The sequence below is a fragment of the Streptomyces sp. NPDC006294 genome, assembly GCF_042870895.1.
Lineage (GTDB): Bacteria > Actinomycetota > Actinomycetes > Streptomycetales > Streptomycetaceae > Streptomyces.
Window position 1 is genome coordinate 228,202 of record NZ_JBIAHV010000009.1, and the last position, 15,749, is coordinate 243,950.

General features: G+C 68.7%; 9 protein-coding genes. 1 reads left to right on the forward strand and 8 read right to left on the reverse strand.

The window, feature by feature from the left end; all coding sequences use genetic code 11:
- Window positions 1-145 precede the first annotated feature (145 nt).
- The 8 genes from dxs to ngcE form a co-directional block, all read right to left on the reverse strand.
- Complete coding sequence (gene dxs / locus ACFYOP_RS18400; RefSeq protein ID WP_356894810.1) at window positions 146-2,107, reverse strand: 1-deoxy-D-xylulose-5-phosphate synthase; 1,962 nt, start codon at window positions 2,105-2,107, stop codon at window positions 146-148.
- 211 nt (window positions 2,108-2,318) lie between these two features.
- Window positions 2,319-3,599, reverse strand: coding sequence for a sugar ABC transporter permease (locus ACFYOP_RS18405; protein WP_356894812.1), 1,281 nt, complete (start codon window positions 3,597-3,599; stop codon window positions 2,319-2,321).
- Window positions 3,596-4,384 (reverse strand): ATP-binding cassette domain-containing protein, encoded by a 789-nt coding sequence (locus ACFYOP_RS18410; RefSeq protein WP_356894814.1) that lies wholly within the window; start codon window positions 4,382-4,384, stop codon window positions 3,596-3,598. The genes ACFYOP_RS18405 and ACFYOP_RS18410 overlap by 4 nt, the downstream gene beginning before the upstream one ends.
- Window positions 4,385-4,668: 284 nt before the next feature.
- Window positions 4,669-5,769, reverse strand: coding sequence for a substrate-binding domain-containing protein (locus ACFYOP_RS18415; protein WP_356894914.1), 1,101 nt, complete (start codon window positions 5,767-5,769; stop codon window positions 4,669-4,671).
- A gap of 134 nt (window positions 5,770-5,903) precedes the next feature.
- On the reverse strand, window positions 5,904-7,112 hold the full coding sequence (locus ACFYOP_RS18420) for an ROK family transcriptional regulator (RefSeq protein ID WP_356894816.1): 1,209 nt from the start codon (window positions 7,110-7,112) through the stop codon (window positions 5,904-5,906).
- Window positions 7,113-7,962: 850 nt separating this feature from the next.
- Window positions 7,963-8,886 carry a carbohydrate ABC transporter permease gene (locus ACFYOP_RS18425; RefSeq protein ID WP_356894818.1) on the reverse strand — a complete coding sequence of 308 codons (924 nt, stop codon included), beginning with the start codon at window positions 8,884-8,886 and terminating at the stop codon, window positions 7,963-7,965.
- 11 nt (window positions 8,887-8,897) lie between these two features.
- Window positions 8,898-9,821, reverse strand: a complete 924-nt coding sequence (locus ACFYOP_RS18430) for a sugar ABC transporter permease (protein WP_356894820.1) — start codon at window positions 9,819-9,821, stop codon at window positions 8,898-8,900.
- A 42-nt stretch (window positions 9,822-9,863) separates the two neighbouring features.
- Window positions 9,864-11,309 (reverse strand): N-acetylglucosamine/diacetylchitobiose ABC transporter substrate-binding protein, encoded by a 1,446-nt coding sequence (gene ngcE, locus ACFYOP_RS18435; RefSeq protein WP_356894822.1) that lies wholly within the window; start codon window positions 11,307-11,309, stop codon window positions 9,864-9,866.
- 504 nt (window positions 11,310-11,813) lie between these two features.
- Here ngcE and ACFYOP_RS18440 point away from each other — a divergent pair.
- Window positions 11,814-15,653 carry a GH92 family glycosyl hydrolase gene (locus ACFYOP_RS18440; RefSeq protein ID WP_356894824.1) on the forward strand — a complete coding sequence of 1,280 codons (3,840 nt, stop codon included), beginning with the start codon at window positions 11,814-11,816 and terminating at the stop codon, window positions 15,651-15,653.
- The last annotated feature ends 96 nt before the right edge of the window (window positions 15,654-15,749 follow it).

Sequence of the window (15,749 nt, forward strand, 5' to 3'; positions counted from 1 at the left end):
ACGGCGCCGGACGGGGTGGAGTTCAACCGAATGGGCCGGGGGGACCACCCGTACAGGGGGTTTCTCCGGCCGGGAAACGGCACTTGCGCAGACATCGGCCCCTTCCACGGCGGCGTGCGCGCGCCGTGGAAGGGGCCGGTGCGGGTCAGTCGCGGGCGGGTTCGACCGCTTCGCTGTCGAGGCGGCCGTCGAGCTTGGAGACCAGTCCGGTGACCTGCCGGGCGATGTCCGGCGCGGTCAGGCCGATCTCCGCCAGCACCTCGGCGCGGGAGGCGTGGTCGAGGAAGCGCGGCGGGATGCCGAAGTCCCGCAGCGGTACGTCCACGCCCGCGTCGCGCAGCGCCTGGGCGATGGTCGAGCCGACGCCGCCGACCCTGCTGTTGTCCTCGACGGTGACGACCACCCGGTGCCGCTCGGCGAGGGGCGGCAGCGCCTCGTCGACCGGCTTGACCCAGCGCGGGTCGACGACGGTGGTGGAGATGCCCTGGGCGTCGAGCAGGTCGGCGATCTCCAGGCACATCGGGGCGAGGGCGCCCACGGAGACCAGCAGCACGTCGGGCCGCTCGGTCTCGGGGCGGCGCAGTACGTCCATGCCGCCGGCCTTGCCGACGGCCTTGACGGCGGGGCCGACCGCGCCCTTGGAGAAGCGGACCACGGTCGGCGCGTCGTCGACGTCTACGGCCTCGCGCAGCTGGGCGCGGACCTGGTCGGCGTCGCGCGGGGCGGCGATCCGCAGACCGGGCACCACCTGGAGGATCGACATGTCCCACATGCCGTTGTGGGAGGCGCCGTCGGTGCCGGTGACACCGGCCCGGTCCAGTACGAAGGTCACACCGCACTTGTGGAGGGCGACGTCCATGAGGACCTGGTCGAAGGCACGATTGAGGAAGGTGGCGTAAACGGCGAAGACGGGGTGCACACCGCCGGTCGCCAGGCCCGCCGCGGAGACCGCGCCGTGCTGCTCTGCGATGCCGACGTCGTAGACCCGGTCGGGGAAGGCCTTGGCGAACTTGTCGAGGCCGACGGGCTGGAGCATCGCGGCCGTGATGGCGACGACGTCCTCGCGCTCCTTGCCGAGCTTGACCATCTCCTCGCCGAAGACGGAGGTCCAGTCGAGCCCGGAGCTGGAGATGGGCAGGCCGGTGTCGGGATGGATCTTGCCGACGGCGTGGAAGCGGTCCGCCTCGTCCGCCAGGGCGGGCTGGTAGCCGCGGCCCTTCTCGGTGAGGCAGTGCACGATGACGGGCCCGCCGAAGCGCTTGGCCCGGGCGAGGGCCGACTCGAGCGCCTCGATGTCGTGGCCGTCGATGGGACCGACGTACTTCAGACCGAGGTCCTCGAACATGCCCTGCGGGGCGATGAAGTCCTTGAGGCCCTTCTTGGCGCCGTGCAGCGTGCCGTAGAGCGGCTTGCCGACGACGGGGGTGCGCTCGAGGAGGTCCTTGCCGCGGGCGAGGAAGCGCTCGTAGCCGTCGGTGGTGCGCAGGGTGGCCAGGTGGTTGGCGAGGCCGCCGATGGTCGGGGCGTACGAGCGCTCGTTGTCGTTGACGACGATGACGAGCGGGCGGTCCTTGGCGGCGGCGATGTTGTTGAGCGCCTCCCAGGCCATGCCGCCGGTCAGGGCCCCGTCGCCGATGACGGCGACGACGTGGTCGTCCTTCCTCAGCACCTCATTGGCCTTGGCGAGGCCGTCGGCCCAGCCGAGCACGGTGGAGGCGTGCGAGTTCTCGATGACGTCGTGGGCGGACTCGGCCTGCGAGGGGTAGCCGGACAGGCCGCCCTTCATCTTGAGCCGGGAGAAGTCCTGGCGTCCGGTCAGCAGCTTGTGGACGTAGCTCTGGTGGCCCGTGTCCCAGAGGACCTTGTCCTTCGGGGAATCGAAGACACGGTGGAGGGCGATGGTCAGCTCGACCACGCCGAGGTTGGGTCCCAGGTGTCCGCCGGTCTTGGAGACGGCGTCCACCAGGAAGGTCCGGATCTCTGCGGCGAGCTGCTCCAGCTGCTCCGGGCCGAGCCGGTCGAGGTCACGCGGTCCCCCGATACGGGACAGCAGATTCCCCCCGTCGCCCACCACCCTTGCAGGACGCGCTGCGCGCGGCTGTGTCACCGTGCCTCCTTGCATTCGAGCTGCCTTCGAGCTGATCGAGATCGAAGCTGATCGTCCGTACCGATTGACCGAGTCTAGTGTTCCGTGCCGCCGCTCCGTCACAGGGCGGTGCGTTCCGTGTCACGCCTATGACGTACACGCGGAGGTGCGCGCGGACGTAGACGCAGCAGTGCCCGGCACCGCGGTGCGGTGCCGGGCACTCGGGGTCGTACTAGGCGCGACCTGCGGTGCGCTGGGTCTTGCGGGTGATCGAGTCGATCACCACGGTCGCCAGCAGAACACCACCGGTGATCATGTAGACCACCGGGGTCCTGATGCCTTCCAGTGCCAGGCCGTACTGGATGGAGACGATCACCATCGCGCCGAGCAGCGCGTTCCAGGTGCGGCCCCGGCCGCCGAAGAGGCTGGTGCCGCCGATGACGGCCGCCGCGATGACGTTCATCAGCAGCTCACCGGCACCGGCGCTCTGGTTGGCCGCCGCGATCTTGGACGCCCAGAACAGACCGCCGACGCCCGCGAAGAAGCCCGCGATGGAGAAGACGGAGATCCGGACGGCGGTGACGTTGATGCCGGCGCGCCGCGAGGCCTCGACGCTGCCGCCGAGAGCGAAGATCTTGCGTCCGTACGAGGTGCGGCGGAGCACGAAGTCCGTGATGACCAGGGCGGCGAGGAAGAGCACCAGGGCCAGCGGCAGACCGCGGTACTGGTTGAAGACCGCCGCGGCCGCGAAGGCCACGATCGCCAGCAGCACCGTACGCAGCAGCGTGTCGGAGAGCGGCCGGGACGGCACGCCCGCGGCGTCACGGCGGCGGTTGTCGAAGAACGACGAGAGGAAGAACACGGCCACGGCGACCGCGGCGAGCCCGTAGGCGGCCGCCACGTCGGAGAAGAAGTGCGTGGTCATGCTGCCGACCACGCCCTCCGAGTCGAGGTTGATCGTGCCGGTGTCACCGAGCATCTGGAGCATGAAGCCCTGCCAGAACAGCAGGCCCGCCAGGGTGACGGCGAACGCGGGCGCGCCGATCTTGGCGAAGAAGAAGCCGTGCAGGGCTCCGATGACCGCACCGCCGACGAGGGCGATGAGGACGGCGAGCCACTCGTTCATGCCGTTGCTGACGCTCAGGACGGCCGCGAGAGCGCCGGAGACGCCGCTGACGGCGCCGACGGAGAGGTCGATCTCGCCGAGCAGCAGCACGAAGATGATGCCGACGGCCATCATGCCGGTGCCGACCATCGTGACCGAGATGTCGGTGAGGTTCTTCGCCGAGAGGAACTGCGAGTTCATGCTCTGGAAGATGACGGCGATGATGATCAGACCGATGACGACCGGGATGGACCCCAGGTCGCCGGCGTGCATCTTGCGCTTGAACTCCGACCAGTAGCCCTTGACGCCCTGCTCGCGCACCAGCAGCCGCGGGTCGACGGCCGTCAGCGCGTCGTGCGCGGCGTCCGGGTTGACGACCGGCGCGTCGGTGGTCTTTTCCGTGGTCACTTCTGAACCTCCGCGTTGCGCGCCGCACGGCGGGTCACGGCGTTGTCCGTGGCACCGGTGATGGCGGAGATGATCTCTTCCTGCGAGGTCGACTTGACCTCGAAGATCCCGTTGTTGCGGCCCAGACGCAGTACGGCGACCTTGTCGGCGACGGCCTTGACGTCGGCCATGTTGTGGCTGATGAGGATCACGGCGTGGCCGCGCTCCCGCAGCCGCTCCACCAGGTCGAGCACCTGTGCGGTCTGCTCAACGCCGAGGGCGGCGGTGGGCTCGTCGAGGATGACGAGCTTGGGCTCGCCGAGCATCGAACGGGCGATGGCCACGGTCTGGCGCTGACCGCCGGAGAGCGAGGCGATCGGGATACGGACGCTGGGGATGCGGATCGACAGCGTCTTGAGGAGCTCCAGGGCCCGGCGCTCCATCTCGACCTCGTCGAGGACGCCGCGCTTGTGCAGCTCCCGGCCCAGGTAGAGGTTGCCGACGACGTCGATGTTGTCGCAGAGCGCGAGGTCCTGGTAGACGGTCGCGATGCCGAGGCTCTGGGCGTCGTGCGGCCGGTTGATCGACACGCCCCTGCCCTCCCATTCGATGAAGCCTTCATCGATGGGGTGCACGCCGGCGATCGTCTTGACCAGCGTGGACTTTCCGGCGCCGTTGTCGCCGACGAGCGCGACCACCTCACCGGCGTGGACCTCAAGCTCTACGTCGGTGAGCGCCTGGACGGCACCGAACCGCTTGGAGACCCCGCGCAACGCCAACACGGGCGTAGCGGACACGTGAACCATCTCCTTCGCCGCCTGACCGGCGGGGATGCCGCACCGCCGGGGTGAGGCGGTGCGGAGGCTGAGCAGTATGGGCTGGCTGTGACTGAGAAGAAACGGGTGAGCGTTCCGACCGGTGCCCCGCCCCCCGGCGGGGGCTGGATAGGAGGGGCGGGGCACCGGAGGGTTCATGGCGGGACGTCGCCGCCCCGGCGGGACATCCGTCCCGGCGGCGGGGGCTCGCGCGTCCCGGCGAGCGGCCGGAGCGCCCCGGTCGGACCGGGGGCTCCGGCGAGCTCGAGCGTGGCCTACTTCAGGCCGAGCTTGTCACACGCGGCCTGGAGCTTCGCGGTGCAGATCTCCTGGATCGTGTAGACGCCGTCCTTGACGACGGTGTCCTTGATGTTGTCCTGGGTCAGCGACACGACCGGGACGAGCACGGCCGGGACACCCTGGGTGGTGGGGCTGTCGACCTTCTCCTTGGCGATCGAGTCGAGCTTCTCGCCCTTGGCCAGGGCCACGGCCATCTCGGCGGCGGCGGACGCCTCGGGGGCGTACGGCTTGTAGACGCTCATGAACTGCTCGCCCGCGACGATGCGCTGCACACCGGAGATCTCGGCGTCCTGGCCGGTCACCGGCGGGAGCGGGGAGACACCGGCGGCCTTGAGGGCGGTGATGATGCCGCCCGCCATGCCGTCGTTCGCGGAGTAGACGCCGACGATCTTGTCCTTGCCGATGGCCGAGATCGCGGCCTCCATGTTGGCGTTGGCGTTCTCCGGCTTCCACTCCTTGGTGTCGTACTCCTTGCCGATGTTCACCTTGCCGTCGAGCTCGGCGTGGGCGCCCTTCTTGAAGAGCGCGGCGTTCGGGTCGGTGACCGAGCCGTTCATCATGACGATCTGGCCGGACTTGGCCTTGTCGCCCAGGGCCTCCAGGAGGGCCTTGCCCTGCACGCGGCCGACCTCTTCGTTGTCGAAGGAGGTGTAGGCGTCGATCGGGCCCTCGGCGAGGCGGTCGTAGGCGACGACCGGGATGCCGGCGTCCTTGGCCTTCTTCACGCTGTTGGCGATGGCCTTGGAGTCCACGGCGTCCAGGATCAGGGCGTCGACCTTGTTGGTGATCATGGTCTCGACCTGCTGGGACTGCTGCGTGGCGTCCTGCTTGGCGTTGGCGTAGACGACCTTCGCCTTGTCGTTCGTGAGCTCGCTGATCTTCTTCTCGATGAGCGGCTTGTCGAACTTCTCGTAACGAGCGGTCTGGTTCTCCGGAAGGAGCAGACCGATCGTGATGTCGTCGCCCTTCTTCGGGCTCGACTCGCCCGAGCCTTCGCTCGAGTCGCCGGCCTGACCGCAAGCGGCCAGCGATACGGCCATCGCGGAAGCGGCGACAGCAACAGCGGCACGACGCAGATGTGCGTTCACGATGAGAAACCTCCCTGACGAGGCCGCGTCGCTGCGGCCGAGGTGGCTGGAAGTCAACTCGGCCCCGCCGCCGTCGTCAAGGAGTAAATCCTTAACGAGAAGACAACGGTGCCATTCGTTATCTAAGTGAAGGCGGGCGTCCCGACCGGCAACGCGCCGTCAGACCCTTGCAAAAGCGTTGAATCACCCATTTCGCTGAGCACGAGCGCCAGCGCGCCGAGCACCTCGGCACGCCCGCCGAGGGCTCCCGGAGCCACCGAGAGCTGCCTCGCCGCACTGGGAATGGCGTAACGGGAGACGGACTCGCGGATCGGTCCCAGTACCAACTCTCCAGCCTCCGCCAGATCTCCGCCGAGCACCACTCGGCTGGGGTTGAGGAGGTTGCACAGGTTGGCCACGCCGCTGCCGATGTGCCGGCCCACGTCCGCCACGACGCGGCGGCAGCCCGGATCCCCCTCACGGGCGAGCTGCACCACGCGCTCCATGGTCAGATCGGTGCCGTGGCTCGGCTGCAGCAGCGGCAGCACGTAACGCGCGGCCGCGAACGTCTCCAGACAGCCGCGGTTGCCGCAACGGCACACCGGGCCGGCCTCGTCCAGCGTGATGTGCCCGATCTCCCCGGCCGTACCGCCCGGCCCGCGGTAGATCTGGCCGTCTATCACCAGCCCGGCGCCGACACCGCTCGCCACCTTGATGTACGCCAGGTCCCTGACCCCGCGGCCGCTGCCCCAGACCAGCTCGCCGAGCGCGCCCAGGTTGGCGTCGTTGTCCACGTACACCGGCACGCCCAGGCGGGCCGACAGCTCCTCGCTGGGGTTGATGCCCGTCCAGCCCGGCAGGATCGCCGTCGAGCCCAGCGTGCCCGACTCCACGTCGATGGGGCCCGGCACGCCGAGCCCCACGCCGACCACCTTGCCCGGGGCGATCCCCGTCGCCTCGATCAGCCGGTTGACCAGCACCTCCGCCCGGCCGAAGCCCTGCGCGGACGACGCGTCGACGTCGAGCGGCTCGGCCTCCTCGGCGAGCACCTGGTGCGCGAGGTTGCCGATGGCCACGCGCAGATGCGTATGGCCGAAGTCGACGCCGATCACGATGCCGGCGTCCCCGCTGAGCGAGACGCTGCGGGCCCTGCGGCCGCCGGCCGAGGTGGGCGTCACCTCGACCGTGCCGCCGTCCTTGAGCTCACGGACGATGTTGGAGACGGTGGCCGCGGAGAGGCCGGTGCTCCTCGCGATCTCCGCCTGCGTCAGCGAGCCCGCCATGCGGACGGCACGCACGACGCGCTCGAGATTGGCCCGGTGCAGAGATGTCTGCGATCCCGGAGTCTCCATTGACTCATCCACTCCTGCCCCCGGTGGGCGGCGCGACGACCGCCCCCGGCCGGGGCGGCGCGATGTCGACCCCGGCTTCTCTCCAACTTGTGAACTCTGAGTTCAACCTTTTGGGGCTTATCCCGTCAAGACCTTGAGCATGCGGATCCACAGATGAGCGGGTTCCCGTGGCGGGCCGGGTCGGGGGGGTGCGGTGCCCACGGCGGGCGGGCCCGGCCGGCGGTGGGGCGTGCCCCGGCGGGGGGCCGGGTCGGGGGGGTGCGGCGTGCCCCGGTTCAGCCCCACAGGCATACGGGCGAGGCCCATGACGAGACCGGTATGGCTGCCGTTCGCACGGGTGCGTCCGCCTGGAGGCCCAGGTTCGGAAGCCCGCAGGGGACCGGCCGCCGGGGGCGGCGCGTCCGCACGGGGCATGGGGCGGAGCCCCGTTCGAGACCCGCGCGGGCGGTCCGGGCGCGCCTCGCTCGGCGTCTGGGGCGGAGCCCCAGGTTCGGGAAGGGGCGGGGTGGGGGACTTCTCCCGCCTGGCACCCGGCCCACGGCGCGGGGCGACACCGTCGGCGTCGGGCAGGGGAACGCGCAGGGGGTCGTGTCCGGGACGTAGAGCGTCGCAACTCGCGCGAAGCGTGGTGAGGACAGCAGTCCCGGACATGACCACCGGAGCGGCACCCGGACGCCAACGACCCGACCGGGCCAGGACCAGGCACGTAACCGGGACCCACCGGACCCCGCCCGGATGCGCGGCACCCGGACGCAAAACGCACCGCACCGGGCCATGCCCGAGGAACGCAGCCCGGACCCACCGGGCCACGCCCGGACCCGGCCCCGCCCGGAGACGTGACCCGGGCCCCCTACTTCAGCGCGCCCGCCGTCAGGCCCGACTGGACCTGGCGCTGGAAGATCGCGTAGACGACCAGGACCGGGAGCATCGCGATCATCATGCCGGCCATCAGCGCGCCCCAGTCGTTCTCGTAGCCCTGCTGCAGCGCGAGCGTCGCCAGGCCCTGCGTCAGGACGTACTTGTCCTCCTGCTGGTTGAGCACCATCGGCAGCAGGTACTGGTTCCACTGGCCGAGGAAGTTGAAGATGCCGATGCTGATCAGGCCCGGCTTGGCCATCGGCAGCATCACCTGGAAGAACGTCCGGCTGTGGGACGCGCCGTCGATCATCGCGGCCTCGGCGATGGAGACCGGGAGCGTGCGGAAGAACGAGGTCATGAAGAAGACGGTGAACGGCAGCGAGTACGCGATGTAGACCAGGATCAAGCCGTGGTACGTCGCGAGGAGCGAGCTGCCGGGGAAGTCCCGCATGACGAAGAAGAGCGGGATGACCAGCATGAAGACCGGGAAGGACATGCCGGCGACGAACAGGTAGTAGATGAACCGGTTGCCCGGGAACTCGAAGCGGGCCAGTACGTACGCGGCCATCGAGCCGAGGACCATCGTGCCGACGACGCTGCCGCCCACGATGATGGCGGTGTTGATGAAGTACTGGCCCATGTTCGCGTCCTCCCACGCGTTGGACCAGTTCTCCCAGTGCAGGACCGTCGGCAGGCCCCAGGGGTCGGTGAGGATGCCGTTGCTGTCCTTGAAGGCGCTCCAGGCGACCCACAGCAGCGGCACGCCGACCATCAGGCCCCAGAGGATCAGGATCCCGTGGGAGAAGACGTTGAGCACGCCGCCTTCGGAGGAGCCGTTCTTGGCGGGCGGCCGGGCCACCGGGGGCTCGCCGGGCGCGTCCTGCTTGGCCACCGTTTCGATCTCTTCGGTCGTCATCCGCGCTACCCCTAGTACTCGATCCGCTCACGCCGCGCGAAGCGCATGGTGAGCACTGCGAAGGTCATCGTGACAATGAGCATCGCGACGCCCATGGCGGAGGCGTAGCCGAACTGGCTGTCCCGGAAGGCCGTCAGATACAGCCGCAGCGGCATGACGTCCGTGGCGCCGTCGGGGCCTCCCATGTTCACCGACATGATCTGGACCAGGGCGAAGGCGTCCAGCGCGATGATGCCCATGTAGACCCAGCCGGTCTGGACGGTGTCCCACAGCAGCGGGAGGGTGATCCGGAAGAAGGTGTGGAAGCGGTTGGCGCCGTCCAGCAGCGCCGCTTCGTAGACGTCCCGCGGGACGGAGGCCATGGCCGCGGAGAAGAGGACCACGAAGAAGCCGACGTGTCCCCAGACCATGACGGCGCTGATGCACCACAGGGCGAGGCTCTTCTCGCCGAGCCAGGCGTTCTGCAGGAAGTCGAGCCCGATCGCGCCGAGGAGGGAGTTGAGCATTCCGTCCTGCGGGTCGGGGTTGTAGATGTTGAACCAGATGACCGCGATGATCGCGATGGAGATGACCTGCGGGAAGAAGAAGACGAACTTGTACGTCTTCGAGCCGCCCACGCCGGCGATGACCTCGTTCTTCCGGCGCTTTCCGCCGACGTTCAGCATGAAGGCGAAGAACAGCCCGAGGCCGAGGGTGACGACGGGGACGAGCGCCAGCATGTAGACGTTGTGGCGCAGCGCGTTCCAGAAGTCGGCGTTGTCCCAGAGCCGCTGGAAGTTCTCCAGGCCGATGAACTCGGCGGTCCCCACGAGCCCCGACCAGTCGGTCATCGAGATCTGGAACGCCTGGACGAAGGGTGAGATGACGAAGATCGCGTAGATGATCAGGGGCAGGGCCAGGAAGCCCACGATGAATCGGTACTTGCCGTGTTGCACTGTTGCTTCCCGGCCCTTCCCTCGGAAGCCGAACTGGTCAGGTCAGGCGGTGCGCTTGAACTTGGTCACCGAGTCGTCCTTGGCGACCCTGTCGGCCTCCGCCTGGGTCTTCTTGATCCAGTCTGCGGCCTTCAGCTCACCGGTGAGGAGCTGGCCGGTGAGGCCGCCGATCTTCTCGTCGGTCAGCGCCGGGTACCACTCCTGGAGCTGAAGGCTGATGAGGTTGTCGCCGGCTTCCCCGAAGACCTTGCTGGCCGAGGCCAGGCCGGGCGAGAGGGGCATGCCCTCGGTGGCGTCCATGACACAGGTCAGGGACTTGACCTTGGTGGCGAAGTTCTGCGCGTGCTTCTTGGAGAGCATGATGCGCAGCAGCTCCATGCCGCCGACCGGGTTCTTGCCCTTGGAGGCGACGATGTACGGCTCGCTGGGCTCGCCGCGCAGGGTGCCGTGGGGCATCTTGTCGCCGGTGCCGTCGAAGAGCGGCCCGACCGCCATGCCGAAGTCCTTGGGCGTGGTGGGTGCGGACTCGTTCTCCACCCAGGAGCCGTTCGGGAGGAAGACGGCCTTGCCCTTGTTCCACGCGGTCTGGGACTGGATGTGGGTCAGGCCCTGGCTGCCGTCGAGGAAGTACTTCTTGGCGGCGAGCTCCTCGTAGTGCTCGATGACCTCCTTGACCGCGTCGTTGGAGGTCCAGGCGTTGGGCTCCAGGTTGTCGATCGCGATCCACTTCTCCATGCCGCCGATCTTGGCGATCTGGGCGAAGAGGTTGAAGTGCACGTAGTACGGATACTTGCCGGGGTACGTCCAGGGGGCGATGCCGGCCTTCTTGATCTCGCCGCAGAGCTTGACCATCTCGTCGAGGGACTTGGGATAGGCCCAGCCCTTGTCGTCGAGCAGCTTCTGCGAGTACCAGGTGCCGTAGATGGTGAAGGCGTAGTAGAGCACGTCGAACTTGTCGCCGTGCTTGCCCTTCTCGATGGTGCTGGGGTGGATCGTGTCCCGGACCTTCTTGGCCGGGTCGTCCATCGAGGGGGCGTCCAGCAGCACGGTCAGGTCCTGGAGCTGGCCCTGGGTGGAGAGCTGGTTCATGTTGAGGTGGTCGGCGCCGGAGTTGTCGATGACGTCCGGCGGGTTGCCGCCCGCGAAGCGCGGGGTCAGCTTGGGGCCGACCTGCTGGGTGCCGGTGTGCTTGACCTCGGCGCCGTAGGTGGCCTTGTAGTCGGCTTCCGCGTCCTTGGCGTACTGGTCGCCGAGGCCGCCCTTGAAGATGAAGGCCTCGAGTGCGGCGCCCTGCTTGACGCCGAGCGGGTTCTTCTCTGACTTCTCGCCGGCGGGGGCCTTGGTCTCCTTGTCGCTGCCGCCGCCTCCGGTGGCACATGCGGAAAGGAAGCTCATCGTCGGAATCGTGAGCAGGCCGAGCGCGGCAGAACGCTTGATCAGATCGCGACGGCCGACGCCCTCGTTGTCGTGGGCGGAGGTGGATCCCATGCTCAAGTCCTCGCCTTCTCCAGGACTCAGGCGGTGTACCGGTCACCCGTCCGTCTCGCCTCAGGCGAAGGGCCCCGCCACCGCAGTCAGTTGCTGTGTTCTCCCGTGAGGGAAACTCAAGTCGAAGCTCGGGTCGTGCACGTCTGACAGCGGGAACTGCTTCGGTCGGCGGTCGCGTGCTGCGCACGTTCCCGTCGTCCACGTCCCCCCTGGCCCGCCACAGGAAACGGCTGTGCGGACGCCGACAGGTATAGTCCACTTCCCGCCAAGTGAGCAAGATCGAACGCAGCGTGGGTGGCCATCTTTCCCGAGTTGAGACCTCGGAGACGAAGAACGCCGGGATTCGACCCGGCGGCCACGGCATTCTTCGCGGAACGTCTGATTCCGTCCGGCTCGGCCCGCCAACACCCTTGACACCGTATGGCACTTGCCTCCCTACTGGTGCCTGCGCCTCGCGCCTGACAACGTTGTCCAACGCGACTTTCCCCTGGAGGACGATCCGGGATGCAGCCCAGAACCAGACCCTGGCACCGACAGATCAATCCGGTCGCCCTGGTGGTGACCGCTTCCATGCTGGTGTTGACGGCTCCTTCCGCCGCCATCGCCCTCCCCTCCGAGCCCGGGCAATCGTCGTCGGCCGACCGGGAATTCCGGTCATCATTCGAATCGGATGAAGCCCAGCCGGACTGGCGCAATACCGTCGAAATCACTGCCGACGGCCGCAAACGGTCCTCCGGCGTCGACGGGGGCTTCGCCGGCGGAATCCCCGGCAATGTCACCGACAAGGTGATCGAGCTGCGCGCCAGCGACGAGAACACCGGCGCCGGTGAGACCAAGGAGAATCTGGTCGACCTGCTGCCGAGCAGCAAATGGCTGGGGTTCGAACCGACCGCCTGGATCGAGTTCGACATGGACCAGCCGGTCAAGCTCGCCGCCTACGCGCTGACGTCGGCCAACGACTTCGCCAACCGCGACCCGCGGGACTGGACGCTCAAGGGCTCCGCCGACGGCCAGACCTGGACCGTCCTCGACACGCGCTCGGACGAGACCTTCGCCAAGCGCTTCGAGACCAGGACGTTCGACATCGGCGACCCGTCGCAGGTCACGGCGTACGCCCACTACCGCCTGGAGATCAGCAGGAACAACGGCGCGTCCGACGCCACCCAGCTGGCGGACGTTCAGTTCTCGAACGGAGACACGAGCGCGCCCACCCCCGACGACATGCGCACCCAGGTCGACCGCGGCCCGAGCGGCTCCCCCACCGCGAAGGCCGGCGCCGGCTTCACCGGCAAGCGCGCCCTGAAGTACGCGGGCACCCACCAGCCGGACGGCCGGGCCTACTCGTACAACAAGGTCTTCGACGTCGACATCGACGTCCGGCGCGACACCGAGCTGTCCTACAAGATCTTCCCCGCGATGGCGGAGACCGATCTGAACTACCCCGCGACCAACGTCTCGGTCGACCTCGCCTTCACCGACGGCACCTATCTGAGCGATCTGTTGGCCACCGACTCCCACGGCGGCCCGCTGACCCCCCAGGGCCAGGGCGCCGCCAAGCGGCTGTACGTCAACCAGTGGAACGCCGTCGCCTCCGGCATCGGCACGGTCGCCGCGGGCAGGACGGTCGACCGGATCCTGGTGGCGTACGACTCCCCCAAGGGCCCGGCGAAGTTCCAGGGCTGGATCGACGACGTCACGATCGCGCCCGCGGCGCCCGAGCCGCGGTTCGAGCATCTGTCGGACTACGCCTCCACGACCCGCGGCACCAACTCCAGCGGCGGGTTCTCCCGGGGCAACACCTTCCCCGCCACCGCCGTCCCGCACGGCTTCAACTTCTGGACGCCGGTCACCAACGCCGGCTCCCGGAGCTGGCTCTACGAGTACGCCCGTGGGAACAACGCGGACAACCTGCCCACCGTGCAGGCGTTCAGCACCAGCCACGAGCCGAGTCCCTGGATGGGCGACCGCCAGACCTTCCAGGTGATGCCCTCCGCCGCGGCCGGCGCCCCGGACACCTCGCGCTCGGCCAGGGCGCTGCCCTTCCGGCACGAGAACGAGACCGCCCGCCCGCACTACTACGGCGTCACGTTCGAGAACGGCCTCAAGGCCGAGATGGCGCCCACCGACCACGCGGCGATGATGCGTTTCACCTACCCGGGTGAGGACGCGAGCGTCCTCTTCGACAACGTCACCCAGCAGGGCGGCCTCACCCTCGACCCGGCGACCCGCTCGTTCACCGGCTACTCGGACGTCAAGAGCGGCCTGTCCACGGGTGCCACCCGGCTGTTCGTGTACGGCGTCTTCGACGCGCCCGTGACCGACTCGGCGTCCGAGGGCGTCACCGGCCGGCTCCGCTTCGACGCGGGCGAGGACCGCACCGTCAACCTGCGGACAGCCACCTCGCTGATCGGCGTGGACCGGGCGAAGAAGAACCTCGCCGACGAGATCCCGGCCGGCACCCGTTTCGAGACGGTGCGCGGCAGGGCGCAGGGCGCCTGGGACGACATCCTCGGCAAGGTCGAGGTCGAGGGCGCCACCCACGACCAGCTCGTCACCCTCTACTCCAGCCTCTACCGGCTCTACCTCTATCCGAACTCGGGCTTCGAGAACACCGGCACCAGGCGGAAGCCCGAGTACCGCTACGCCAGCCCGTTCTCGCCGATGACAGGTCCCGACACCCCGACCCGTACCGGCGCGAAGATCGTCGACGGCAAGGTGTACGTCAACAACGGCTTCTGGGACACCTACCGGACGACCTGGCCCGCGTACTCCTTCCTCACCCCGAAGAAGGCGGGCGAGCTGGTCGACGGCTTCGTCCAGCAGTACAAGGACGGCGGCTGGGTCTCCCGCTGGTCCTCCCCCGGCTACGCCGACCTGATGACCGGTACCAGCTCCGACGTGGCCTTCGCCGACGCGTACGTGAAGGGCGTCGACTTCGACGCCGAGGCGGCGTACGAGGCGGCGCTGAAGAACGCCACCGTCGTGCCGCCGTCCTCGGGCGTCGGCCGCAAGGGCATGGAGACCTCGCCGTTCCTCGGCTACGCCTCCACCTCGACCCATGAGGGCCTGTCCTGGTCGCTGGAGGGCTACCTCAACGACTACGGCATCGCCGAGATGGGCCAGGCGCTCTACGAGAAGACCAAGAACCCCCGCTACCGGGAGGAGTCGGAGTACTTCCGGAACCGGGCCCGCAACTACGTCACCCTCTTCGACTCCGAGGCCGGCTTCTTCCAGGGCCGGAACCTGAAGGGCGACTGGCGGGTGCCGAGCGGGCAGTACGACCCGCGGGTGTGGGGCTACGACTACACCGAGACCAACGGCTGGGGCTACGCCTTCACCGCCCCGCAGGACAGCCGCGGTCTCGCCAACCTCTACGGCGGCCGCACCGGGCTCGGCGAGAAGCTCGACACCTACTTCGCCACGCCGGAGACGGCGTCGCCCGAGTTCGTCGGCTCGTACGGCTCCGTCATCCACGAGATGACCGAGGCGCGTGACGTCCGGATGGGCATGTACGGCCACTCCAACCAGGTCGCCCACCACGTCACCTACATGTACAACGCGGCCTCGCAGCCGTGGAAGACGCAGGAGAAGGTCCGCGAGGTCCTCTCCCGCCTCTACACCGGCAGCGAGATCGGACAGGGCTACCACGGCGACGAGGACAACGGCGAGCAGTCGGCCTGGTACCTGTTCTCCGCGCTCGGCTTCTACCCGCTGGTCATGGGCAGCGGCGAATACACCATCGGCTCCCCGCTGTTCACCCGGGCGACCGTGCACCTGGAGAACGGCCGCGACCTGGTCGTGAAGGCCCCGAAGAACAGCGCCAAGAACATCTATGTGCAGGGGCTGAAGGTCAACGGCAAGAAGTGGAACTCCACCTCGCTGCCGCACGACGTCATCGCCGGGGGCGGCACGCTGCAGTTCGACATGGGCCCCGAGCCGTCCACCTGGGGCACGGGCGAGAAGGCGGCCCCGGTCTCCATCACCCAGGACGACGAGAAGCCCGCGCCGCGCCGCGACGTGCTCCGCGCGGAGGGTCTGCTCTTCGACAACACCTCGGGCACGTCGGCCGCGTTCACCTCGGTCGAGCTGCCGGCCGCCTCTGCGGCGAAGGCGGTGCAGTACACGCTCACCTCGGCCGCGAAGGGCAAGGCCCCCTCGGGCTGGGTACTGCAGGGTTCCGCCGACGGGACGTCGTGGACGGACCTGGACGAGCGGTCGGGCGAGTCCTTCGACTGGGACCGGCAGACCCGCGTCTTCAGCGTGGCGGAGCCGGGCTCGTACCCGCACTACCGGCTGGTGGCCACAGGAGAGGCGACGCTCGCGGAGGTGGAGCTGATCGGCTGACGGCGGCCGTCCGCACGTCCGGCCGCAGCGATTTCGGCCGCTTCCGAGTGGACGCACCGCGCCAAGGGACCGCACTCCCCCAGGGAGTGCGGTCCC